This is a genomic window from Mesorhizobium sp. GW821-FHT04C10 (genome assembly GCF_059420305.1).
The window spans coordinates 2,663,740-2,686,995 of the sequence record NZ_JBWKTL010000001.1; the positions used below are offsets into that span (position 1 = coordinate 2,663,740).

Below are 23,256 nucleotides of genomic sequence, written 5' to 3' on the forward strand. Positions count from 1 at the left end.
CCCGCATTGCCGCGCCAATGATTGTTGGCGGATGAATGTTTGGCGCCCGGAAAATTCCTGAGAACCAAAGGGGAGATCGCACGTTGCCCTAGCCAACCCCTTTGACAGGAGCACACCATGCCCAACCGCAGCCTTGCCGAAATTGCCGAGAAGATGCGCGACATCGATGTCGCCATGCTGTCCACCCATTCCGAGGACGGCGCCATTGCCGGCCGGCCGATGAGCAACAACCAGGACGTCGAGTATGACGGCTCGTCCTACTACTTCACCTGGGAAAAGTCGGAGGTGGTGGCCGAGATCGAGCGCGACGCCAATGTTTCCTTGGCCTTCAAGGGCGACGATGGTTTCTGGGTCGCCGTCGCGGGCAAGGCCCAGATCATCCGCGACAAGGCAGCGTTCGAGGAACATTGGAACGAAGACATCGACGAATGGTTCGAGCAGGGCACCGACACGCCGGGACTGGCGATGATCAAGATCGAGGCCACGCGCGCGCATTACTGGGACGGCGAGGATGAGGGCGAGGTGACGCTGCAGTCGTGAGCCTGTTTTCCTTTCTGGTGGCGGTGGATTAGAGAACGAGGTCGGCGCTCTACGGTGCCCCCTCTGTCCTGCCGGACATCTCCCCCACGAGGGGGGAGATTGGCCGTTATCACGGGCTTCGCCAATTTTCATCATCGCGAAGAAAAGAGCCGGCGCCAAAGCTGCCGATCTCCCCACCTGTGGGGGGAGATGTCCGGCAGGACAGAGGGGGGCGCCGTAGAGCGCGACGTGAACCTTCACCGCTCCATCAGCCCCTGGCAAACCCGCTGCCGCAAAGTGGCTCTGTGCCCACGCCCGCAGTGCATTACACTGCCGCCACCAATCCGAGGGAGCATCCCATGCCCAAGATCGACCTCTCGGCCGTGCCCGTCCGCAAGGGCTCCGGCTATCCCGCGCCCTTCGACGCCCCTTGCGCCACCCGCACGCGCCGGCGCCTGGGGGACGCCGGCGGCCTCACCGATTTCGGCGTCAACCTGATGACGCTTCCGCCCGGCGGCTGGTCGAGCCAGCGCCATTGGCACAGCCATGAGGACGAGCTTGTCTATGTGCTGGAGGGCGAGTTGACGCTGGTCGAGGATGGCGGCGAGACGCTGCTCAAGGCGGGCGATAGTGCTGCCTTCGCCAAGAACAGCGGCAACGGCCATCACATGATCAACCGGTCGTCGGTGACAGCGCTCTATCTGGAGGTCGGCTCGCGCAATCCGGACGATGTCATCACCTGCTCCGACATCGACATGATGAGCCCGAGTTCGGATGGCCGGTTTTTGCATAAGGACGGCACGCCGTATCCGGGGCAGGGGTGAGCGCTGGCCTTCCTTCTCCCCCTGTGGGAGAAGGTGTCGCCGAAGGCGACGGATGAGGGGTGTTCCAGGGAGCGCCAACGCCTCACTCCGCTGGAACACCCCTCATCCGTCTCGGCGCTGCGCGCCGATCCACCTTCTCCCACAAGGGGAGAAGGAAGAGGCGCTGGCGTTCGGCCGCTAGCGCGATAAGCTCCCTGCCAACCCCAGGGAGCATCGCCATGAAAAAAGAAATCATCGAAGTGCCGGTGCTGTCGGCGGCCGTGCGGGCGCTCGGCGTGCCGCTGTCGCTCGTCACCAAGGGCGCGGGCCTGGTCTTCGTGTCCGGCACGCCGCCGCTCGATATCTCGACCGGCAGGCTGGTCAAGGGCGACATCGAAACGCAGACCGAAGCCTCGCTCAAGGCGCTGAAGCATTGCCTGGAAGCGGCAGGCACCTCGCTGGAGAATGTCGTGATGGTGCGCATCTACGCCGTCAATTCCGGCTTCTACAACGCCATCAACCGGGTTTATGCCCGGCACTTTCCCGAAAACCCGCCGTCGCGGACTTTCGTGCCGGTGGCGTCATGGCCCATGGAGTTCGACATCGAGATCGAGTGCGTGGCGGTGGCGTGAGCCCTGGACCATGCCTCGGCGCTGGTGTTCGGCCGGTAGCGCTATAAGCTCGCCGCAAACGGGGAGATTGCCATGAAGAAGGAAGTCATCGAAGTGCCGGTCATGTCGGACAAGGTGCGGGCGCTCGGCCTGCCTTGTTCGACAGCGGTGAGGGCCAACGGCTTCGTGTTCATCTCGGCAACGCCGCCGGTCGACATGGTGACCGGCGAGATGGTGCGCGGCGACATCGAGACCCAGACCGAGGCGTCGCTGAAAGCGCTGAAACATTGCCTGGAAGCGGCGGGCACCTCGCTGGACAATGTGGTGATGGTGCGTATCTACGCCGTCAATTCCGGCTTCTACAACGCGATCAACCGGGTTTATGCCAAGTATTTTTCGACCAACCCGCCGGCGCGGAGTTTTGTGCCGGTGGCGTCATGGCCAATGGAGTTCGATATCGAGATCGAGTGTGTGGCAGTGGCGTGAGTTCTGGACCATGCCTCGGCGCTGGCGTTCGGCCGGTAGCGCTATAAGCTCCCCGCAAACGGGGCGAGATTGCCATGAAGAAGGAAGTCATCGAAGTGCCGGTCATGTCGGCCAAGGTGCGGGCGCTCGGCCTGCCTTGCTCGACAGCGGTGAAGGCCAATGGCTTCGTGTTCATCTCGGCAACGCCGCCGGTCGACATGATGACAACCAAGCTCGACTTGAACAGCGTCAAGCAAAATACTCCTGCAGCGGCCTGACCTCCAGGCTCCCCGCCTTCAGCGCCGCAATCGCCTCCGCAACTGCAGCCGCACCGGACAGCGTCGTATAATACGGCACTTTCTGCATCAGCGTCGCGCGACGCAGCGACTTCGAGTCCGACACCGCCTTCTGGCCGTCCGTGGTGTTGAAGACGATCTGGACCTGGCGGTTGCGGATGGCGTCCTCGATGTGGGGGCGGCCTTCCAGCACCTTGTTGATCTTCTGGGCGTCGACGCCGTTTTCGGCGAGGAAGCGGGCGGTGCCTGAGGTGGCCAGCACCTTGAAGCCGAGGCCGGCGAGGCGCTTCACCGCCGGCAAGATGCCCTTCTTGTCCTCGTCGCGCACCGAGACGAACAGTGTGCCGGAGCGCGGCAGGTCGACGCCGGCGCCGAGCTGGCTCTTGGCGAAGGCAAGCGCGAAGTCGCGGTCGAGGCCCATGACTTCGCCGGTCGAGCGCATTTCCGGGCCGAGCAATATGTCGACGCCGGGGAAGCGGGCGAAGGGGAAGACGGCTTCCTTGACCGCAATGTGACCGGGGTTCCTCGGATCGGGCATCGCGCCGTAATGGGCGAAGGCGTCTTCCAGCGTCTCGCCGGCCATGATGCGGGCGGCGATTTTCGCGATGGGACGGCCGATGGTCTTGGCGACGAAGGGCACGGTGCGCGAGGCGCGCGGGTTGACCTCCAGCACATAGACCGTGCCGTCCTTGATCGCGTACTGCACGTTCATCAGGCCGCCGACATTGAGCGCGCGGGCCAGCGCCGCCGTCTGGCGCTCCAGCTCGTCGACCAGCTCCGAAGGCAGCGAGTGAACCGGGAGCGAGCAGGCGCTATCGCCCGAATGGATGCCTGCCTCCTCGATATGTTCGAGAATGCCGGACACGAAGGTCGCCTTGCCGTCGCAGAGGCAGTCGACATCGACCTCGATGGCGCCACTGAGATAGGTGTCGAACAGCAGCGGGTTCTTGCCCAAGAGCGTGTTGATCTGGCCGGTCTTGTCGTTGGGGTATTTCTGCTTGATGTCCTCCGGCACCAGGCCGGGCACGGTGTCGAGCAGGTAGGTCTGCAGCATGCCCTCGTCATGGATGATCTGCATGGCGCGACCGCCGAGCACATAGGACGGGCGCACCACCAGCGGGAAGCCGAGCTCGCCCGCGACGAGGCGGGCCTGCTCGACCGAATAGGCGATGCCGTTCTTCGGCTGGCTGAGGTTGAGCTTGTGCAACAGCTTCTGGAAGCGGTCGCGGTCTTCCGCCAGATCGATCATGTCGGGCGAGGTGCCGAGGATCGGGATGCCGGCCTTCTCCAAAGCGTCGGCGAGCTTCAGCGGCGTCTGGCCGCCGAACTGCACGATGACGCCGACCAGTTCGCCCGACGCCTGCTCGGCGCGCAGGATCTCCAGCACGTCCTCCGCCGTCAACGGGTCGAAATAGAGCCGGTCCGACGTGTCGTAGTCGGTCGAGACCGTCTCCGGATTGCAGTTGATCATGATCGCTTCATAGCCGGCGTCGCGCAGCGCAAAGGCGGCGTGGCAGCAGCAATAGTCGAACTCGATGCCCTGGCCGATGCGGTTCGGGCCGCCGCCGAGGATGACGACCTTCTTGCGCGACGAGACCTGCGCCTCGTTGGCGAGCGCGCCGGCGAAGGGCACTTCATAGGTCGAGTACATGTAGGCGGTGGGCGAGGCGAACTCGGCGGCGCAGGTGTCGATGCGTTTATAAACTGGATGAACGTCGAGCTTTTCGCGAATCTTCTGAATCACTTCGGCGTCGGTCTTCGTCAGCGAGGCGAGGCGGGCGTCGGAGAAGCCCATGGCCTTGAGCATGCGCAGATTGACCGCATCCTGTGGAATGCCGTGCTCGCGGATGCGGGCTTCCATGGCCAGGATGCCGGCGATCTGTTCGAGGAACCACGGGTCGATCTTGCACATGGCGTGCACGTCTTCCAGCGAGGTGCCCATGCGGATCGCCTGCGCCACCATGCGCAGCCGGTCGGGCGTCGGCGTGCCAAGGGCGGCGCGGATAGCGTTGCGGTCGTCGGCATGGTTGGCGACTGTCGCCCCATGGCCGAGACCGGGGATCTCGATCTCGTCGAGGCCGGTGAGGCCGGTTTCGAGACCACGCAGCGCCTTCTGCAGCGATTCCTGGAAGGTGCGGCCGATGGCCATGACTTCGCCCACCGACTTCATGGCGGTGGTTAGCACCGGCTCGGCACCGGGGAATTTCTCGAAGGCAAAGCGCGGGATCTTGGTGACGACGTAATCGATCGACGGCTCGAAGGAGGCGGGCGTGGCGCCGCCGGTGATGTCATTCTCCAGCTCGTCCAGCGTGTAGCCGACGGCGAGCTTGGCAGCGATCTTGGCGATGGGGAAGCCGGTCGCCTTCGAAGCCAGGGCGGAGCTGCGCGAGACGCGCGGGTTCATCTCGATGACGACCAGGCGGCCGTCGGCCGGGTTGACGGCGAACTGCACGTTAGAGCCGCCGGTCTCGACGCCGATCTCGCGCAGCACCGCGATCGAGGCGTTGCGCATCATCTGGTATTCCTTGTCGGTGAGCGTCAGGGCAGGGGCGACGGTGATCGAGTCGCCCGTATGCACGCCCATCGGGTCGATGTTCTCGATCGAGCAGACGATGATGCAATTGTCCGCCTTGTCGCGGACGACCTCCATCTCATACTCCTTCCAGCCGAGCACGCTTTCCTCGATCAGCACTTCGGTGGTCGGAGAGGCATCGAGGCCGGACTGGACGATCTCGTAGAATTCGGCCCTGTTGTAGGCGATGCCGCCGCCGGTGCCGCCCATGGTGAAGGAGGGACGGATGATGGCGGGCAGGCCGACATGGTCGAGCGCCTGGGCGGCGATCGCCATGCCATGGCTGATGTAGCGCTGCTTGCGGTCGCCCTCGCCGAGGTTCCAGCGGGTTTCCAGCGCGTCGAGCGCGGCGTCGAGATCGGCCGGGGCCTCGGCCTTGACCGCGGCGCGCTCGGCCTCATGCGTCTTGCGGTCGGCATTCTTGACGTCGGTGGCGTTGGCCAGCATTGACTTCGGCGTTTCCAGGCCGATCTTGCTCATCGCCTCGCGGAACAGCGCGCGGTCCTCGGCCTTGTCGATGGCCGTGGCGTCGGCGCCGATCATCTCGACATTGTAGCGCTCGAGCACGCCCATGCGGCGCAGCGACAGCGCGGTGTTGAGCGCGGTCTGGCCGCCCATGGTCGGCAGCAGCGCGTCGGGCCGCTCCTTGGCGATGATCTTGGCGACCACCTCGGGCGTGATCGGCTCGATATAGGTGGCGTCGGCCAGTTCCGGGTCGGTCATGATGGTGGCCGGGTTGGAATTGACCAGGATGACGCGGAAGCCCTCTTCCTTCAGCGCCTTGCAGGCCTGGGTGCCGGAATAATCGAACTCGCAGGCCTGGCCGATGACGATGGGGCCGGCCCCGATGATCAGGATCGACTTGATGTCGGTGCGTCTTGGCATGTCATAGGTCCGTTCGGCGGGCGGCTTGCACAAAAAACCGGGACGGGAAGACCCGGCCGGTTGTGCTCGCGATTCTGGTATCAGGCTAGGTGGGCCTTATAGGGAAGAGTTTTGGGAGATGTAACCCCGAAAATGAGGCAGTAGGGCAGTAGGGCAGTAGGGCAGTAGGGCAGTAGGGCAGTAGGTAGGGGCTCGAGTGCCCTTTAAACATATTGCCTTACTGCCCTACTGCCTTACTCCCCTGGCACTTAGTGCCCGAACGCCACCGTGTCCGTGATCTCAAAGCGTTCGGAGACGCCGATGCGGATCATGCTGAGGCTGCCCTCGCGGGTGAAGCGGAAATCGCTCTTGGCGTTCGAGCCGGCCGGCAGGCCGGCATAGAAGGAGATGACGCGGCTGCCACCGTCGGGCCAGGTCACCGTGACGTCGGCCTTGTCGGCGCCCTTGTGCACGACGGTTGCCGCGCAGGGCGTCATCGGCTGGCCGACATAGCGGGCGCAGGGAATCGCGAGGGTGCCGCCAGAGGCAAGGGCGGCGGGTTGTGGCGGCAGTTCGGCAACGGTCTGCGTGTCGACGGCGGGCGCGGCATCGGCGGATTCCGGCCGCGGCGTGGGAACGGGAACGGATCCCGCCGCCGAGCCGCTGTCCGCGGCCGTGCCGGCATCGCCGTCGGGGGCCGGGATTTCCCCGGTCGACGGCGTTTCACTCGCCGCGAGGGCCAGGCCGTAGGCATCCTGCATGGCGATGGTGGCGGCGGATTTCACCGGAGCTTCAGGGGCAACGGGTTGGGCCACGCCGCCCAGCCTTGCCGTCAGGTCGGGCGGCGTCGTGGCGCTGCTCGATGCCTGGGCGGCAGGAGGTGTCGCCGCGGCTGGGTCGCCGGCAGCGGGCACGGCCGCATCGGCAGCGGCGGTCGCGGCGGTTGGCGCATCCGCTGCCTGGTCTGGGGTTGGCACGGTTGCCGGATTGACGGGAACGAGGTAGCGCGCGGGCGCCCAGCCGGTGGCTTTGGGATTGTCCGACTCGACCTTGCACCATGGGTGCCCGCCAATGTCGTTGCAGCCAAGGTTCCTGACGCTTGCACCGGCAGCCAGACGGGTTTCGGTCTTGCCGATCGCCGATGGCTTGGCGCGGATATTGAGCAGGTCGTCGGGGGCGAGGCCGGTGACGATGGAGATGAACGGCGCCTCTTCGGCCTGGGCAGGCGCGACAGCCGGCCACGCCGCCATCAGCAACGGAGCCGCAATCAGCGCATGCAAACTTTTTCGGAGCGTAACTGTGCGCCTCTTCATTTGGCCGTGCGCCGATACTCAAATCACCATGCCGTGGCGGTTCCGCCGCGTGCCCGGCCGGTTTTATAAGGGACGAAGCGCCGCCATGTAAGTCCGAAAATTCAAGCGAGCCATGGTGATAGTCGGGCGGGAGGAGCCCTGCCGTTGCTTCCAAAGCCCCGGCGGCGGTGCGGATTCGTGGGTCAGGATCATGGATTTTGGCCGTGCGGGGAGGCTTACGGCATGAAGCCGGTCCGGAGCGCATGGGCCCATTCCGGACGTCCCGCCTGTTCGGCCTGTCGCGCCGCCGCCCCGTGGTCGTAGTCGACGGCAATGGCCTCGAAACGGTCCGGCCGGCCTTCGCCGCCCAATGTGACGATGCCGTAGCGCGCATGCGGCGAGCCCTGTTCGGAAACATGCGCTGGCGGGGTGGAATCATCATAGGCGGGGCAGCCGATGCTGCCCGGATTGAAGATGACGGGACCGCTGGGGACGCGGATCAGCTCCGGGCGGTGGCTGTGGCCGCAGAGCGCGATGCGGCAGGCCGGGTCGAGTGTCTTCAGCCGCCGCCGGATCGCAGCCAGCGGCGCGCGCACCAGCTGGCCATCAACGACCGCGTCGAGCAGATATTTTTCATCGTGGCCGGGGCGGGCGTGGAAGGCGACGATGCCGGGCGCGATCTCCAGCGTCAGCGGCTGGGCGAAGAGGACCTGGCGCTGCGCCTCGGTCAGCCGCTCCTTTGCGTAGACGTCGGACGCCCACATGGTCTCGTCCGCGGGATCGGCGGCGACGCGGCGGTCGTGGTTGCCGCGCACCGTCGGCAGGTTCAGCGCCTCAAGCCGGGCAAACGTCTCGCGCGGCCAGAGCGGGCCGGAAACGCTGTCGCCGAGATTGACGGTGAGGTCGGCACCGCCGCGTTGCGCCAGGTCCTCCAGCACGGCGTCGAGCGCCAGGACATTGCCGTGGATATCGGCGAGGACGGCAATGCGCATTTTAGGGGCTCCGTGGGTTGGCGAATGACTGGTCGGAAGGGGCAAACTTATCAGGACTTGGGTTCCTCGCCCCATGAAATGGCTACGCTGCACAAATCTTCCGTGATTGGCGTGACTGATCAGCCCTAGGCTTGATTGCCACGTGGTTCCCCCAATCCGTCGCTGCTTCGCAGCGCCACCTTTCCCCCTCCGGAGGGAAAGGAAGGGAGCCTAGCTGGATGAGCGTCGACAGCAAAAAGCCTGGCGCGCCCTTCCTCTACCCCGTCGGGGGGCCGAAGGACGGGCGAGACCCGTGGCTCGCCCCGGCTAGGTGTCTCGGCGAAGCCGAGACGGAGTGGGGGTCGACCAGTGCAGCATAAGACAATGCATGCGCCAAGCTGCCATGCACGCTAACGCCAAAGACCAGCCGTTTGGAAATGTGTGCATGCCGAGCCACCTCTCCACCACTCCCGTCGGGGCGAGGAACTCAGGTCCTGCGAAGTCAGGCCGGGATCTCGATATCGTGGCCGCCGACCGCCGGCAGTGCGGGGTCATCCACGGCCGCGGCGATGACGCTGTCGAGCAGGCCGGGGAAGCGGGCGTCGAGGTCGGCGCGGCGCAGCGTGATCATGCGGTTGGTGCCAACCACTTCGGCGCGGGTGACGCCGGCCTCGCGCAGCTTGGCGAGGTGGTAGCTGAGATTGGTCTTGGAGCCGAGGTCGAGGAACTGGCTGCAGTTCAGCGCCACGCCTTCCTTGCTGGCGAGATAGCGCACGATGGCAAGCCGCGTCGGGTCTCCGAGCACGCCAAGCACGATGGGCAGGCTGATCTGGTCCGTATTGGGGTGTGGCAAGCTCATGGCTGGAACCTAAGCACAGTTCGGGCCGATTTCAACGCGTCTATCCCGCCGTGGCCGTGCACACTGTTTCTCCGTTCTGGGACCCGTGCTGACACAGGGCTGTCAGGATGGTTCAGCTATTTTCCCCTGGCTTCATTGACATCATGGCCTGTTATGTCCAATTGTTCAACAACTTTTGAACTAAGGACATCTGCCATGGACAAGCGGCTCTTCTGGCTCGCGCTCGGATCGTTCACGATCTCGACCGAAGGCTTCGTCATCTCCAGCCTTCTGCCCGACATCGCCAGGGATGCCGGCATTTCCATCCCGCTCGCCGGCTCGCTGATCACCGCCTTCGCGCTCGCCTATGCGGTCGGCACGCCGATCCTGGCGACGCTGACGGGCGAATGGGACCGGCGCCGCGTCATCTTGTGGACGCTGGTGTTCTTCGTCATCGGCAACGTTGTTGCCGCCTTGAGCTCATCCTTCGAAGTGTTATTGGCGGCGCGCATCATCATGGCGTTGTCGTCCGGCCTGTTCGCCGCGACCGCGCAGGGCACGGCGGTGGCGCTGGTCGATGACCATCACCGGGCTCGTGCCATCGCCGTCGTCGTCGGCGGCACCACCGTGGCCGTCGCTGTCGGTGCGCCGCTTGGCGCGCTGGTGGCGGCCTTCGCCGGCTGGCGCGGCACTTTCTATGCCATTGCCGGGCTTGGCGCGCTCGCCGGCGCGATCCTGTGGTACCGGCTGCCGCGCGGCATCGTCGGCACTAGGCTGCCGCTCAGGCGCCGGCTTGCCGCGGCGATGCGGCCTGGTGTGATGCCGATCCTGGTGACGACATTGCTGGCGCTGACCGGCGCCTTCACCGTCTTTGCCTATGTCGCGCCGCTTGCCATCGAAGGCGCCGGACTGAGCCAGATCGCGCTGCCCGGCATGCTGCTCGCCTTCGGCGTCGGCGCGGTCATCGGCAACATCGCCGGCGGCCAAGCGGCCGACCGTTTCGGCGCCACGCGCACCGTCGGCTGGTCGTTGACGCTGAGCGCGGCCATGCTGGTGATGCTGTCGGTCGTGCCGACCTTCCTGCCGCAGCATATTGCCGGCCCGGCGCTGATGGCGATGATGGTGCCGTGGGGCATCGTCGGCTGGGCTTTCCCGCCGGCGCAGGCCAGCCGCATCATAAAGCTGGCGCCCGATGCGGCCCCGATCGTGCTGTCGCTCAACGGTTCGGCGCTCTATCTCGGCGTGGCGCTAGGCGCGGTGGTTGGTGGCGGCGTGCTGCGCTACGGCGCGCCGGCCGACCTCGGCCTGGTGGCCGCTGCCTTCCCGCTGATCGGGCTCGGCATCGTGCTGGCCGGCCGCTGGGCGGCACGGCCGGTCGCGATGCCGGCTGAGTAGGACCTGTCTTGAACCCGCCGGCCAGCTCAGCTGGCTGGCGGAAGATCAAAATCCAGCGCGGAAATATCATCCAGCGCCGCGCGCAACTTCGCTGCCTTCTCCTTGCCGACCATGTCTTCGAAACGCTGCTGGGCGACCTGCCACAGCTTCATCGCCTCATCGAGCTTGACCAACCCTCGGGGCGTCAGCCGCACCCGCTTGATGCGGCGGTCGGACGGATCGGCGAAGGTCTCGACATAGCCGTCGCGGATCAGCGGCTTCAGCGTGTGGCCCAGCGCCGACAGGTCCATGATCAGGGCAGACGCAATGGCGCCCATCGCCGGCTCGTTGGAGATGTGGATCTGATAGAGCAGGCCCTGCTGCGTGGCTTTCAGGCCCGAGGGCGCCAGCACATCATCGTAGTACTGGCCAATCTTGCGCGTCGCGCGACGCAGCATGGCGTTGTTGCAGAGCGACAGTCCGGGCAGGGCCTCTTTCGACATGACGATTCCCTCGGCGGCGCGGACGTGATGTCCGGCTGCTGCCTGACAAATAATCCCGGATGCGCTCATTGACAAGATAGTGGCATATGCCTACTTCATAAATAGTGGCATATACCACTAAATCAATCAGGCGGCTTGCCGGCAAGGTGAGGGCTGACGTCCACGGTGCCGGCGGCCAGGTCGAAGCGAACAGTTCGAGATAGAAGGAACAGGACAATGAGTGGACAGGCAAACAAGGGCACGGCGGTCGTCACCGGCGCCTCATCGGGCATCGGCGCGGTCTATGCGGACCGGCTGGCCGGGCAGGGGTATGATCTCGTTCTGGTGGCGCGCCGCGCCGACCGGCTCGAGGAACTGGCCGAGAAGCTGCGCTACGCCTACGATCGCAAGGTCAGCTTCATCACAGCCGATCTGTCCGATGACGACGACGTGCGCCGTGTGGAACGGCTGATATCGGCCGACGACAGCGTGACGCTGCTCGTCAACAATGCCGGCCTTGGCGGCCAGCAGGTGGTGGCGACGGCCGACGCCGACGCGGCCGAACGCATGATCAAGGTCAATGTCATCGCCTTGACCCGTTTGACCCGGGCCGTGCTGCCGGGTCTTCTGGCGCGCAACCGCGGCGCCATCGTCAACATCGCCTCGGTGCTTGCCTATGAGACCTCGTTCGGCGGCATCTACAGCGGCACCAAGGCCTATGTCGTCAACTTCACCGAGGCCCTGCACCGCGAGGTCGCGGGCACCAATGTGAAGGTGCAGGTGGTGCTGCCGGGCGCGACCCGGACCGATTTCTGGGAACTCGCCGGCAGCGATATCGACCAGCTCCCGAAGGAAATCATCATGTCCGCCGACGATATGGTCGATGCGGCGCTCGTCGGCCTGGCCAAGGGCGAAGCCGTCACCGTGCCCGCCCTTGCCGATGCCGGCAAGCTGGACACTTTCCTTGGTGCCCGGCAGGCCTTCTACGGCAGCCTGCACGCCGACAAGCCGGCGGCGCGCTACGGGGTTTGAAGACCACCTCTGTCCCCCGCTCTGTCGCTACGCTATGCACACATTTTCTGTGACTGGCGTGACTGATCGGCGCGAGGCTTGATTGCCACGTGGTTCCCCCAATCCGTCGCTGCTTCGCAGCGCCACCTTTCCCCCCTCCGGAGGGAAAGGAAGGGAGCGTTGACGGCAAAAAGCTTGGCGCCTTTCCTCTACCCCGTCGATCGGGGGAGAGGTGGCTCGGCGAAGCCGAGACGGAGTGGGGGTCGACCAGCACAGCATAAGCGCTTTGTCGGGGGCAAGCCCCCTAGGTTCTGCAAGGCCGCCATCGCCTCTAAGCCGACCGCCACATCGGAATGATCGACGCGGCCAGCACCAGCGCCAGCACGATGTTGAGCGCGCGCCATTGCCATTCGGTCTTGAGCAACCGGGCCAGCACCATGCCGGCCAAGCACCAGACGGACAGCGAGATGGCGGCGGTGAGGCCGAAGGTCGAGCCGAGCAGCAAGGCCAGCTGTCCCGGGCCGTCGGCCAGGGCGGCGAACGAGGCCGCCGCGCCCAGCCCCATCGCCCAGCCCTTGGGGTTCATCCACTGGATACCGGCACCGCCGAGGAAGCTGTTCGGCCTGGCCATGGTCACGTCGAGATTGGGCGGCCCGGCGCGGCCGATCTTGAGCGCCAGCCAAAGGAGATAGAGCGAGCCGGCGATCTTCATCGCCAGTTGCAGCGAAGGCACCGCAAGCAGCAGGCCGGCGAGCCCAGCGGCGGCCGCGCCTGTCACGGTGGCGAGGCCGGCGGCACTGCCGATCATCAGCGGAACGGACCGGCGAAAGCCAAACTGTGCGCCCGAAGCGGTGGACAAGGTCGTGGCGATGCCTGGCGTGGCCGTGGCCACGAAGGCAAACAGGATGAGCGGCAGGATAGGCTGGAGCATGGGGCGTCCTTCTTGGAAGCTCCATGGTAGGCTTGGGCCGACATCAGTAAATGCAATGTTTGTGATATCGGGCATTAGCATTTATAATGCGGATATGATCCGCAATCTCGATACGGCGCTGATGCGCACCTTCGTCACCGTCGCCGACAAGGCCAGCATGACGGCGGCCGCCAATGCGCTGCACCTGACGCAAGGCGCCGTCAGCCAGCAGGTGAAGCGGCTGGAGGAGACGCTCGGCTGCGGCCTGTTCGAACGCGACCGGCGCGGCCTGCGCCTGACGCGGTCGGGCGAGCGGCTGTTCGACAAGGCCAAGCGCCTGCTCAGCCTCAACGACGAGATCTGGGCGGAGATGGCGGGCTCGGCGGTGGCGGGGCAGGTGCGGCTCGGCGTGCCCTATGATCTGGTCGGAACCTTGCTCGCGCCGGTGCTGAAGGTCTATGCGGAGACCTATCCGCAGGTCGAGATCTCGCTGGTCTGCGCCTCGTCGCCGGAACTGGCGTCAGCGCTCGCGGCCGGAACCATCGACCTCGCGGTGATCGAGGAACGGGTCGGCCCGACATCAGGCGAATGCCTGGCCGTGGACCGGCTGGTCTGGGTCGGCGCCAGAGGCGGCACTGCGCGCGCCAAGCGGCCGCTGCCGGTGTCGATCGTCGCCGACACCTGCGCCTTCCGGCCGGTGGTGCTGGCGGCGCTCAACGAGCATGGGCTGGAATGGCGTACCGTGTTCGAGAACGGCAATATCGACGCAACGACCGCAACCGTGCGCTCCGACCTTGCCGTCACCGCATGGCTGGCTTCGACCGTGCCGGCCGATCTCGATATCCTGCCGTTCGAAACCGGCCTGCCGCCGCTGCCGAATTTTTCGATCAATCTGCATTTGCCAAGGCACGGCGTCGGGCCGGCGGCGCAGGAATTCGCGCGGCATATTCGCGATGGGCTGGCGCGACTGCCTGTCGCGGCCTGAAGGTTGTCGAGAAGGGCTGCCGCCGCCAGGATCCATTACCAGGGTTTAGGCTGCGTGTTTCTTTGGCGAATGGCTTCTTCGGTTTGTGGAACAAGCACGTCCAGATTGCGTGCCGCGTCCGCTTGCACCTTCTCGATATAGGGGCGAAAGGTCTGGTTGTAGTGCTGGAATGCCAGTTCGAAGTTCCCGCCATGCTTCTCAAACGCGCCGGCCAAGGCGGCTGCGCCGATTATGGCCAGCGATCCACCCATGCCCGCGGCTGGCGAGGCGCAGTACGCGGCATCGCCTACCAGCGCCACCCGGCCCTTTGTCCATGACGGCATTTTTATCTGGCATACCTTGTCAAAGTAGAACGTCCTGGAATGCTCCACTTCCTCCAACAGCTCCGGTATTCTCCAATCCTGTCCGGCGAACTGTTGGGCGATAATTTCCCTCTGTCGCTTCTCGTCGCGATAGTTGTACGGAATCTCGCTGGCGGATAAAAAGCAAAGAACTATGTCCGTCTTGTTGTTGTAGGCGTTAAGCATCACTGCCTTGCCCGGGACGTTATACATCTGAGTGGTATTTTCCTTGATCAACAGCTTGTTGACGATCGTTATGGAGAAATATTGACCAAGGAAATGCGTGTATCCGGATTCGTCTCCGAATTGGATTTTTCGAACAAGAGAATGATTGCCGTCGCAGCCGAATATCAAGGAAAATGAGCGTCGAGTGCCGTCCCTGAAGGAGACTCGGACATCGTCCGCTGTTTCTTCCAGCCCTTCGATGCTGTTGTTGAAAACGAATTCAACGTCGTCTTTCACGGCATCGAACATGATATCCAGCAAGGTATCGCGCTCGATTTCCCAGTCCTCGTCGGATCCTTCGTTGCCGGGCTCACGATGGAACCATCCTTCGGTCGCATCGTCGGAATTTTTGAATTCTGTGCCTTCCATCACCAGGCAGTTTGCCTGGATCTGTTCGAACAGGCCCATGCGCTTCACGATGTCTATGACATCACCACCGATATTGACCGGTGTCCCGCCTTTCTTGAGGCCTTTTGAGACCTCAACAACCGTCACGGCGTAGCCGAGCTTGTTCATCCAATATGCGGTTGCCAGTCCTGCGAAACTGGCACCTGAAACGAGTACGGCTCTGTCTGGCGCGGTTACCGTCGCGGCTTGCGTTTTCATATATTCCATCCGATCATGTACGTAAGATCAATATATATCGAATCTTATGTTGTACTGAGTACATAAATGGAGCCTTGAAGCTTGTCAATGCCGATTGACCGCCGGACCCGGAAGCGCCTTGTGACGCGGCAAGCCATCTCCGATGCTGCCACGCTCCTGTTCATTGAACGCGGCTTCGACAATGTGACGGTGGACGAGATCGCGGAGGCCGCCGACGTCGGGCGGATGACGGTGTTCAATCATTTTCCGCGCAAGGAAGACATGTTCTTCGATCGCGACGAAGAAGGCCGCGAGAAGCTTCTCGATGCCTTGCGCCAGCGTGATACCAATGTCGCTCCAATCGAGGCGATACGCCGGTTCGCTCATCGGGCCGCTACGGAAGACCCCATCTACATAGTCTTCTTTCCAGGAAGCCAGAGCTTCGTGGAGACGATCGAGAAAAGCCCGACCCTTATTGCGCGGGCAAGGGCAATACGCGACGAACTCGCACAGACCGTCACGGTGGCACTCGCCGAAAGCGTGGGGAGAGAACCGACTGATCCCGATGCTCATTTGGCGGCCAATCTGGTCCTGGCAAGTTGGACCGTGGCTTTCATCCAGGCGCATCGGGTCTATCAAGAGAGCCAGGATGCCGAGAAGGCGAAATCCATCTTTCTCTCGGTTATAGACAAGGGAACCAGGGGTATCGAAGCCGCCATGGCAGGCACGCCCTACGCCCAGGCAAGCCTGTCCTGAAGTGCATCGCGGCACACTTCAGGTTTGTTTTATGCTCCTCTATTTCCAGTTCCTGCACCGTTCGAGTTCGGCGTCGGACGGCTCCCCGGTGACAAAGGAGCCGACCTCGATTTCGCCTGATCGCTCGTAGGTCGCGATGATGACGCCGGTGCTGGAGGTCCGCGACCTGGCAAGCCTGAAGGCGGCCGGCATGGCGTCATCGCCGAACAGCCGCTTGCCCTTGCCCAGCAGCAGCGGGAAGATCATCAGCCGGATCTCGTCGATCAGCCCGTTTGCGAGCAGGGTCTGGATCAGATTGCCCGATCCCTGGATGAGCAGGTCAGGTCCATCCTCCTGCTTGAGGCGGCGCAGTGTCGCGACGATGTCGGGCCCAAGCGATTGCGTGTTCTGCCAGGTGAGGGTGTCAGGCCGATGCGTCGCTACATATTTGGTCGCCGGATTGAAGGCATCCGCGATCGGATCTTTCTGATACGGCCAGTACGCGGCGAAGATGTCATAGGTCCTGCGGCCGAGCAGCAGGGCGAAGGGTTTGGAGAAGAGTTCCTCCATTGCCGCGCCGCCCACCTCGTCGAAGTAATGGAAGGTCCAGCCGCCGAACTTGAAGCCGCCGACCGGATCCTCCTCCGGCCCGCCCGGCGCCTGCATGACGCCGTCCAGGCTGACGAAGGTGGCGGCGATGATCTTCCTCATGGTACTCTCCCTTGTTCCATCCACGCCGTCGCGGCCGGACCATGGCCCAAGGACGGGCCGCCCTCGGCCATCCCGACAGGGTTCGCGAAATTTCCGAAAAGCCTGCCCATCGATCCGTCAGGTGCCGGGTTTGGCGCGGAGATTCTTCGATGAGAACCAGACGTCGCCGAAGATGGCCGTGGCGGTGCGGTCCGGCGCCTTGTCGCTCGTCAGCCATATCGAGCGGCTGCGCGCGGCTTGCTCCCGGGTCGGGATCTTCGCCGCAAGATCCGCAACCGAGGCGCCGAAGCATGGGATGAACCAGGAGCGCATGAAGGGATCGCAGGCGAAGCCCTTCTGGGTGCGGGTCACCATCACCGCCAGCGGGACGCGCTCGGCCGGGCGCCAGGGGAAGATCATGCGGCCGCCGGGGCGCAATGCCTTCAGCCATCCGGCCGGAGGGGCGACGACGCCGGCGTTGACATAGATGATGTCGGATGGCGGCAAGGGCGTGGTCACGGCGTCGCCATGGACGACAGTCGCGTTGCCGTAAGCTTTGAGATTTCTGCGCGCCAGATCGGCCAACTTCTCGTCGAGTTCGAAAGCGGTGACGGTGCCGCCGGGCGACACCAGCCTGGCGAGCAGGGCTGTGTAGTAGCCGGTGCCGGCACCGATATGGGTGACGGTCTCACCGAGTTTCGGTGCCAGTTTTCCAATCCACATGGCGTGCAGGAACGGCTCGCCATTGTTGATGCCCTTGTCGGCATCGAGCGCCACCAGCACGTTCTGGTAAATATGGGAGGGGTCGGCGCTGGGCGTCGTGACCCTGCCGTTGCCGGCGACGATCGTCCATGGTCCGGGGCCAAGGAAGGCCTCGCGCGGCACGCTGGCGAAAACCTCTTCCAGGCGTGGATCCGATGAGGCGGCATTGGCCGCCATCAGTCGCGCGTAGAATCTCCTGATGTCTTCTATCGTGCTCATGGCGGCAAGATAGCGCGATTTGGCGGTTTGTCTCGCGGTCCGATGGAGCCTTTAGCCGACCCCGAACATAGTGTCGTAGAGCAGCTTGAAATTGAGCACGAGGATGACCGCGGCGACCACCCAGGCGAGGGCCGCCACGGCGCGCGGGATGGCGAGGCTGCCCATCTTCTTGCGGTCGGAGACGAACTGCACCAGCGGAATGACCGCGAAGGGCAACTGCATGGACAGGATGACCTGGCTGAACACCAGCAACTGGCCAGTGCCCTTTTCGCCGTAGAGCGCGGTGACGACCACCACCGGGATGATGGCGAGGCCGCGCGTCAGAAGCCGCCGAGCCCAGTTGGGGATGCGCAGGCGCAGGAACCCTTCCATGATGATCTGGCCGGCAAGCGTCGCCGTCACCGTCGAGTTGAGGCCGGAGGCAAGCAGCGCCACGGCGAACAGGATCGAGGCGATGCCCAGGCCCAGCAGCGGCGACAGCAACTCGAAGGCCTGGCCGATCTCGGCGACATCCTGGTGGCCGGTATCGTGGAAGGCGACAGCCGACACGATCAGGATGGCGGCGTTGACGAACAGCGCCAGCATCAGGGCGATGGTGGAGTCCATCGTCGCCCATTTGACGGCGTCGCGCTTGCCTTTTTCCGTGCGCTCATAGGCGCGGGTCTGCACGATCGAGGAGTGCAAATAGAGATTGTGCGGCATGACGGTGGCGCCGATGATGCCGATCGCAATGTAGAGCATCGCCGGATTGGTGACGATCTCCGGTGACGGCACGAACATCGAATGCAGGATCGTGCCGGCCGGTGGGGCGGCGACGAAGATCTGGATGGCAAAGCAGCTGAAGATGATGACCAAAAGCGCGATGACGAAGGCTTCGAGATAGCGGAACCCCTTGTTCATCAGGAGCAGCACCAGGAAGGCGTCGAGCGCGGTGAGTATGGCGCCGCCGATCAGCGGAATGCCGAACAGCAGCTGCAATGCGATCGCCGTGCCGATGACTTCGGCGAGGTCACAGGCGATGATGGCGAGTTCGCAGGCGATCCACAGCACGAAATTGACAGGGCGCGGATAATAGGCGCGGCAGGCCTGGGCGAGATCGCGCCCGGTGGCGATGCCGAGGCGAGCGGCCAGCGCCTGCAGCAGGATCGCCATCAAGTTGGACAGCATGATGACGAACAAAAGCGTGTAGCCGAACTGGGCGCCGCCGGCGAGGTCGGTCGCCCAGTTGCCGGGGTCCATATAGCCGACCGAAACCATGTAGCCGGGGCCCATGAAGGCGAACAGACGGCGGAACCAGACGCCGGAACTCGGCACCGCGACGGAGGAATTGACCTCGCGCAGGCTGGGCTGGTCATCCTCGTCCCGTCCGGCGAACCGCCATTCGGACCGGGTGGCTGTAACGTCTGTTTCTGACATGGAAAGGCTTTCCGCGACTTCCAGGGGATGTCCGCAACCTATGCCATGGCTCAACATTATGCAATAGGCTATATTTCATTGTCGGTGCTTTTTAGCGGACGCTTCGAACCGCGTGTGCAGGCGCCAATCGGAAACGCCGGTTGCGCCCGTGGCGGAATGCAAATAAACGGCCTGAAGAATCAGAGCCCGTGCTATAAAAGCGCCGACGGCCAAACTCCCGAGGAGGAGCGCGCATTGGCGCTGAAGAACAGACCGGTTCCGCGCGAGCCATTGCCCGACGCCGATGTCCATTCGGAAGGGTTCAGGCAGACGCGCGAAGCGCGCCGCAGCGCGCTGGTCGAGGACTATGTCGAGCTGATCGCCGACCTGATCGAGGACGGCAACGAGGCGCGCCAGGTCGACATCGCCGCGCGGCTCGGCGTCGCCCAGCCGACAGTGGCCAAGATGCTGACGCGACTGTGCGCCGACGGGCTCGTTTCGAGAAAACCCTATCGCGGCGTGTTCTTGACCGATGCCGGCCGCAAGGTGGCGGAAGAAAGCCGCATCCGCCACCAGACGGTGGAAGCCTTCTTGCGTTCGCTGGGCGTCAGCGCCGAAACGGCGCGCATCGATGCCGAGGGCATCGAGCACCATGTCAGTGCCGAGACGCTGGAAGCATTTCGCAAGGCCATGACCGCGCCGCGCTAGGCCGCTCAGCCGTTCTCGGACGGCGGCCGGAACCACCGCACCTTACGCACGTTGCTCCTGACAGTGCGCGATTCTCGCGCCAAGGGAGGAAGCGATGGGCGTCGAACAGGCACCGACCGCCAAGGGCAAGCAGGCGGCCAAGGGATTGAAGAAGGCGGCAGCGAAGGACGAGCGCAAGACCGAGGCCGAGACCGGTCATCCCCTGAAGAAGGGCGCCGCGCGCTTCGAGGAACGTTCGAAAAGCTCCGACGGCAAGAGCGCCGGCGCCAAGCAGAAGGGCTGAGGCCGGGCCGGCGTCAAGGCGCCCGCATGTTCACTCCCGCACATCCTGCACCCAGCTTCTGGGATGGCCGTCGACGCGGAACTGGAAGATGAAGTAGGGCGGGATGCAGGTGCCCTCGCCAGGCTTGGCCTCCGGCAAATCGTCATAGCCGGCGGTGCAGATATAGTCCTCGCGGCAGGGGTGTGCCTTGTCGCAGGCGCGCAGGCCGGCGGTCTTGGTGAATTCCCTGGTGCAGAATTTGTGGTCCTTGCCGGATGCGACGCAGTCGTTGAAGCCGGTCTTGGCCAGCCGGCCGCATGTCGCTTCATCGGGAAGCCTGTCGCAGGTCGCCTTGCGCAGCATGCCGCCGGGAAAGCCGCCGGTCTTCTGTTCGGGGTTGTCGTAGCGCTGCCGCGCGGCGCCATAGCCGGCGAGTTTCACCACCGGCTTCTTGTCACGCGCCGGGTCGATGGCGCATGCCTTGGCGGTGGCCGGCGACAGGCGGCAATACTGGTCGTTGCCCCATGTCGACATTTTTATCTCGCCGAACTCGACGGGATCGCCGACCGCGGTGCCCTTCTCGCTGACGCAGGTGCCGAAACCCGGATGGATGGCGCTTTCATGGACGCCGGCGCAACGCAGGCCGGCACCGCAGGTCCAGTCCTTGAAGCTTGCGTCGTCACCGCGATAACAGATCGAGCCCCAGCCATTGTAGAGGTCGGTGCCCTTCAGCGCTTCGGCATATTTCTGGTCCGGACGGGCGGCGAAGCCTCGGGTGAAATCCGGTTGGCCGCCGGCGGCGAATTGCTCGACGATGGCGCGGCGGCGCGGCAGGTCGGCGAAGAACACCGCCGAGCCCGGCACGAAGACGGCATTGCGGCGCGGTTCACTGGCGGGGTCGGCGCCGGTGTAATGGAAGCCGGCAATGCCATGCGTCTGGTGGCAGCCGGTGCAGCTCATTTCGTTGAGCCGTAAATTGAAGCCGGCCACCGACTTGATGCTGGCGAGCGTGTTGCCCCGGGCGACATAGTCCCGCAGCGCCTTGTCGATCTCGGCGTCGTCGACCAGCCCATAGGCGATGTTGTTTTGCGAGCGGCTCAAGCCTCCGGGCGCGACGGACACGGCGCTCTTGCTCAGGAACTTCTCGTCGATCACGAGCCGGCCATGGTCGAGGTCGTAGATGTTGCGGTCGGTGAGCAGCCATTTGGCGAAGGACTTGACGTCGGCCAGTACCGTCGCCCGGTCGATCTGGTTCTCCATCTTCGCTTCATGGAAGCTCGAGGTCGCCGGGTCCCATTTGAAGATCTTCAGGAGATATTCGGCATGGCCGCCGAAATCGCGCCGCGTCGAGGCCGACAGCCGCAGCACCTGCATGTTGAGTTCGAGCCGCATGATCTGCGAGGAATTCAGCATCGCGCCGGACAGCGGCCCTTCGTCGGAACGCAGCCAGGCGGCCAACTGCTCGGGCGGCAGGTCCTTCTGGCCGGCTGCCAGCCAGCGCTGTGCGACGTCGGAGCAGGATACGTCGGCGGCACTTGGCAAATCCTTCGAGGCACGGGCCTGCGCTCGCGTCGGCTTGGCATTGAACACCAGGCTCATGGTCAGCGGCAGGCGCGATGAGATGCGCTGTGCGACCTTTCCCTTGGCCGGCTTCTCGGCGACCGAATAGTGGAAGCGGTAGATCAGCCTGATCTCGCCGCATTCGGTGTGGCCGAGATAGCCGCGATCCATGCGGTTGACGACGCCTGTCAGGTCGAGCGTCGAGCCGTCGTCGTCGATATATCTGGGGTTGAACTTCTGGCTGGTGTCGCTCGATCTGGCCATGGCCGCGACATAGGGGTCGGGACTAGTCTTCGGTTCGTCCGATATCTCCTGCTTGACCGTGTCGCGCACCGTGGCCAGCGCCGGTACTGAAAACAGGCCGTGATTGTCGACGTCGCGGGTGAGACCGAGCGCGGGTCCGAGCAGCCGGCTGATCGACAGGCCGCCACGCTCAAGTGCCTGCAAGGTGGCGGGGTCGGTGACGGCAACGCTGGAATCCAGCGTCACCGCGCCGGCGCCTGGCAGGCCAAGGCAGAACAGTGCTGCCAGCAGCGACAGGAATTGACCGACCCTCTTCAAGTCTCGCACGCCCCCGGTTTGCGGGCGATGCTACAGGCCTTGCGGGCTCTCGGCCAGAGCACCATGCCAGGCGCCCCGGCGGTCTCGAAAAATGCTGTGACTTGGCGCAACCATTGGGCTAATTGTTTGTTGGGTTGAGCCGGCCTGCCGGAGCAACGGGAAAGTTTGCAGCGCGAGGAGTTGCCATGCTCTGGAGAGGCCGTCGTCAGAGTGACAATATCGAGGACGACCGCAGCGACAGCGGCGGTGGTGGGATCGGCGGCGGCGGCCAGTTCCGTCTCCCCATCGGCGGCCGTACCGGTGGCGGCGGCAGTATCCTCTTCGTCATCCTGGTGGTGATCGCCGGATGGTATTTCGGCTTCGATCCCTCGGCGATCCTGGGCGGTGGCGATGGTGGCCTGTTGCCGGGTGGTGGCGGCCAGATCACTGACAACAGCGGTGGCCAGGACAGCGGCACGGCACCCGCCAATGACGAGATGAAGCAGTTCGTCGCAACCGTGCTGGCCGAGACCGAGGACACCTGGACCGGCATCTTCAAGTCGCAAGGGCTGACCTATGAGGACCCCAAGCTGGTGCTGTTTTCCGGCCAGGTGCGTTCGGCGTGCGGCTTTGCCTCGGCGGCCGCGGGGCCGTTCTATTGTCCCGGTGACCACAAGGTCTATCTCGACATGACCTTCTTCCAGCAGCTCGACCAGCAGTTCGGCGCTTCCGGCGAGTTCGCCCGGGCCTATGTGGTCGCCCATGAGGTCGGCCACCACGTGCAGAACCTGACCGGCATCATGTCCAAGTTCAACCAGATGCGGCAAGGCATGAGCGAAGCCGACGCCAACCAGCTGTCGGTGCGCATCGAACTGCAGGCCGATTGCTTCGCCGGCGTGTGGGCTCACTACACCGCGCAGAAGGGCATATTGGAGCAGGGCGACATCGAAAGCGCGCTGAACGCCGCCAAGCAGATCGGCGACGACACGCTGCAGAAGAAGATGCAGGGCTATGTCGTGCCGGAAAGCTTCAACCACGGGACCTCGCAGCAGCGCCAGACCTGGCTGGCGCGCGGCTACAAGAGCGGCAAGCTTTCGGACTGCAACACGCTGAGCGGCCCGATCTGAGCACTCGCATCATGGCAATACACTGACGGCGAAGACGCCGTCAGGGAGTGTCAGGATCGGCGATTCCCGCCTGTTCTCGCATTGTTCCTTTTGGCGGGCTCGCCTATAAGGTGC

Annotated in this window: 23 protein-coding genes; 12 read left to right on the top strand and 11 right to left on the bottom strand. The window is 64.3% G+C overall.

Annotated features, from left to right (window positions below; translation table 11 throughout):
* Positions 1-117 precede the first annotated feature (117 nt).
* The 5 genes from AC07UC_RS12885 (at position 118) to AC07UC_RS12905 (ending at position 2,676) form a co-directional block, all read left to right on the top strand.
* A complete protein-coding gene (locus AC07UC_RS12885; protein WP_140774666.1) occupies positions 118-540 on the top strand; it encodes a pyridoxamine 5'-phosphate oxidase family protein in 423 nt (140 codons plus the stop codon).
* A 338-nt stretch (positions 541-878) separates the two neighbouring features.
* Positions 879-1,343 carry a cupin domain-containing protein gene (locus AC07UC_RS12890; protein WP_494906046.1) on the top strand — a complete coding sequence of 155 codons (465 nt, stop codon included), beginning with the start codon at positions 879-881 and terminating at the stop codon, positions 1,341-1,343.
* Positions 1,344-1,561: 218 nt separating this feature from the next.
* The gene (locus AC07UC_RS12895; protein WP_494906048.1) at positions 1,562-1,954 is read left to right on the top strand and encodes a RidA family protein; all 393 of its coding nucleotides are present in this window, start codon (positions 1,562-1,564) and stop codon (positions 1,952-1,954) included.
* A 72-nt stretch (positions 1,955-2,026) separates the two neighbouring features.
* Positions 2,027-2,419: a RidA family protein gene (locus AC07UC_RS12900; protein ID WP_494906050.1), complete on the top strand. Its 393-nt coding sequence runs from the start codon at positions 2,027-2,029 to the stop codon at positions 2,417-2,419.
* 74 nt (positions 2,420-2,493) lie between these two features.
* Positions 2,494-2,676: a hypothetical protein gene (locus tag AC07UC_RS12905; protein ID WP_246683307.1), complete on the top strand. Its 183-nt coding sequence runs from the start codon at positions 2,494-2,496 to the stop codon at positions 2,674-2,676.
* Here AC07UC_RS12905 and carB read toward each other — a convergent pair.
* The 4 genes from carB to AC07UC_RS12925 form a co-directional block, all read right to left on the bottom strand.
* Positions 2,648-6,151, bottom strand: coding sequence for a carbamoyl-phosphate synthase large subunit (gene carB / locus AC07UC_RS12910; protein ID WP_494906052.1), 3,504 nt, complete (start codon positions 6,149-6,151; stop codon positions 2,648-2,650). The genes AC07UC_RS12905 and carB overlap by 29 nt on opposite strands.
* Positions 6,152-6,399: 248 nt before the next feature.
* Positions 6,400-7,443 carry an SH3 domain-containing protein gene (locus tag AC07UC_RS12915; RefSeq protein ID WP_494906054.1) on the bottom strand — a complete coding sequence of 348 codons (1,044 nt, stop codon included), beginning with the start codon at positions 7,441-7,443 and terminating at the stop codon, positions 6,400-6,402.
* A 215-nt stretch (positions 7,444-7,658) separates the two neighbouring features.
* Positions 7,659-8,414, bottom strand: coding sequence for a metallophosphoesterase family protein (locus AC07UC_RS12920; protein WP_494906056.1), 756 nt, complete (start codon positions 8,412-8,414; stop codon positions 7,659-7,661).
* A gap of 481 nt (positions 8,415-8,895) precedes the next feature.
* Complete coding sequence (locus AC07UC_RS12925) at positions 8,896-9,252, bottom strand: ArsR/SmtB family transcription factor (protein ID WP_494906058.1); 357 nt, start codon at positions 9,250-9,252, stop codon at positions 8,896-8,898.
* A gap of 195 nt (positions 9,253-9,447) precedes the next feature.
* On the opposite strand from AC07UC_RS12925, the gene AC07UC_RS12930 reads away from it, so the two are divergent.
* The gene (locus AC07UC_RS12930; RefSeq protein ID WP_494906060.1) at positions 9,448-10,626 is read left to right on the top strand and encodes an MFS transporter; all 1,179 of its coding nucleotides are present in this window, start codon (positions 9,448-9,450) and stop codon (positions 10,624-10,626) included.
* Between the two features lie 26 nt (positions 10,627-10,652).
* On the opposite strand, the gene AC07UC_RS12935 is transcribed toward AC07UC_RS12930, so the two are convergent.
* Complete coding sequence (locus tag AC07UC_RS12935; protein WP_140774656.1) at positions 10,653-11,108, bottom strand: MarR family winged helix-turn-helix transcriptional regulator; 456 nt, start codon at positions 11,106-11,108, stop codon at positions 10,653-10,655.
* Positions 11,109-11,324: 216 nt separating this feature from the next.
* Here AC07UC_RS12935 and AC07UC_RS12940 point away from each other — a divergent pair, with 216 nt between their 5' ends.
* Complete coding sequence (locus AC07UC_RS12940) at positions 11,325-12,119, top strand: SDR family NAD(P)-dependent oxidoreductase (RefSeq protein WP_140774655.1); 795 nt, start codon at positions 11,325-11,327, stop codon at positions 12,117-12,119.
* Between the two features lie 310 nt (positions 12,120-12,429).
* On the opposite strand, the gene AC07UC_RS12945 is transcribed toward AC07UC_RS12940, so the two are convergent.
* Complete coding sequence (locus tag AC07UC_RS12945; protein ID WP_494906063.1) at positions 12,430-13,029, bottom strand: LysE family translocator; 600 nt, start codon at positions 13,027-13,029, stop codon at positions 12,430-12,432.
* Between the two features lie 94 nt (positions 13,030-13,123).
* Here AC07UC_RS12945 and AC07UC_RS12950 point away from each other — a divergent pair, with 94 nt between their 5' ends.
* Positions 13,124-13,993, top strand: a complete 870-nt coding sequence (locus tag AC07UC_RS12950) for a LysR substrate-binding domain-containing protein (protein ID WP_494906065.1) — start codon at positions 13,124-13,126, stop codon at positions 13,991-13,993.
* 35 nt (positions 13,994-14,028) lie between these two features.
* On the opposite strand, the gene AC07UC_RS12955 is transcribed toward AC07UC_RS12950, so the two are convergent.
* Positions 14,029-15,165 (bottom strand): FAD-dependent monooxygenase, encoded by a 1,137-nt coding sequence (locus tag AC07UC_RS12955; protein ID WP_494906067.1) that lies wholly within the window; start codon positions 15,163-15,165, stop codon positions 14,029-14,031.
* A gap of 87 nt (positions 15,166-15,252) precedes the next feature.
* Here AC07UC_RS12955 and AC07UC_RS12960 point away from each other — a divergent pair, with 87 nt between their 5' ends.
* Positions 15,253-15,900, top strand: coding sequence for a TetR/AcrR family transcriptional regulator (locus AC07UC_RS12960; protein ID WP_202326213.1), 648 nt, complete (start codon positions 15,253-15,255; stop codon positions 15,898-15,900).
* 39 nt (positions 15,901-15,939) lie between these two features.
* Here AC07UC_RS12960 and AC07UC_RS12965 read toward each other — a convergent pair whose 3' ends face one another.
* The 3 genes from AC07UC_RS12965 to AC07UC_RS12975 form a co-directional block, all read right to left on the bottom strand.
* The gene (locus AC07UC_RS12965) at positions 15,940-16,590 is read right to left on the bottom strand and encodes a dihydrofolate reductase family protein (protein ID WP_494906069.1); all 651 of its coding nucleotides are present in this window, start codon (positions 16,588-16,590) and stop codon (positions 15,940-15,942) included.
* A gap of 117 nt (positions 16,591-16,707) precedes the next feature.
* Positions 16,708-17,550, bottom strand: coding sequence for a protein-L-isoaspartate O-methyltransferase family protein (locus tag AC07UC_RS12970; protein WP_494906071.1), 843 nt, complete (start codon positions 17,548-17,550; stop codon positions 16,708-16,710).
* A gap of 51 nt (positions 17,551-17,601) precedes the next feature.
* The gene (locus AC07UC_RS12975; RefSeq protein WP_494906073.1) at positions 17,602-18,966 is read right to left on the bottom strand and encodes an Nramp family divalent metal transporter; all 1,365 of its coding nucleotides are present in this window, start codon (positions 18,964-18,966) and stop codon (positions 17,602-17,604) included.
* Positions 18,967-19,200: 234 nt separating this feature from the next.
* On the opposite strand from AC07UC_RS12975, the gene mntR reads away from it, so the two are divergent.
* Both mntR and AC07UC_RS12985 read left to right on the top strand, forming a co-directional pair.
* A complete protein-coding gene (gene mntR / locus AC07UC_RS12980; protein ID WP_056578997.1) occupies positions 19,201-19,653 on the top strand; it encodes a manganese-binding transcriptional regulator MntR in 453 nt (150 codons plus the stop codon).
* 94 nt (positions 19,654-19,747) lie between these two features.
* Positions 19,748-19,936: a hypothetical protein gene (locus AC07UC_RS12985; protein WP_494906075.1), complete on the top strand. Its 189-nt coding sequence runs from the start codon at positions 19,748-19,750 to the stop codon at positions 19,934-19,936.
* A gap of 30 nt (positions 19,937-19,966) precedes the next feature.
* Here the strand turns inward: AC07UC_RS12985 and AC07UC_RS12990 are convergent, their stop codons facing one another.
* Positions 19,967-22,036, bottom strand: a complete 2,070-nt coding sequence (locus AC07UC_RS12990) for a hypothetical protein (RefSeq protein WP_494906077.1) — start codon at positions 22,034-22,036, stop codon at positions 19,967-19,969.
* A gap of 185 nt (positions 22,037-22,221) precedes the next feature.
* Here AC07UC_RS12990 and ypfJ point away from each other — a divergent pair, with 185 nt between their 5' ends.
* Complete coding sequence (gene ypfJ / locus AC07UC_RS12995) at positions 22,222-23,142, top strand: KPN_02809 family neutral zinc metallopeptidase (RefSeq protein ID WP_140774645.1); 921 nt, start codon at positions 22,222-22,224, stop codon at positions 23,140-23,142.
* Positions 23,143-23,256 lie beyond the last annotated feature (114 nt).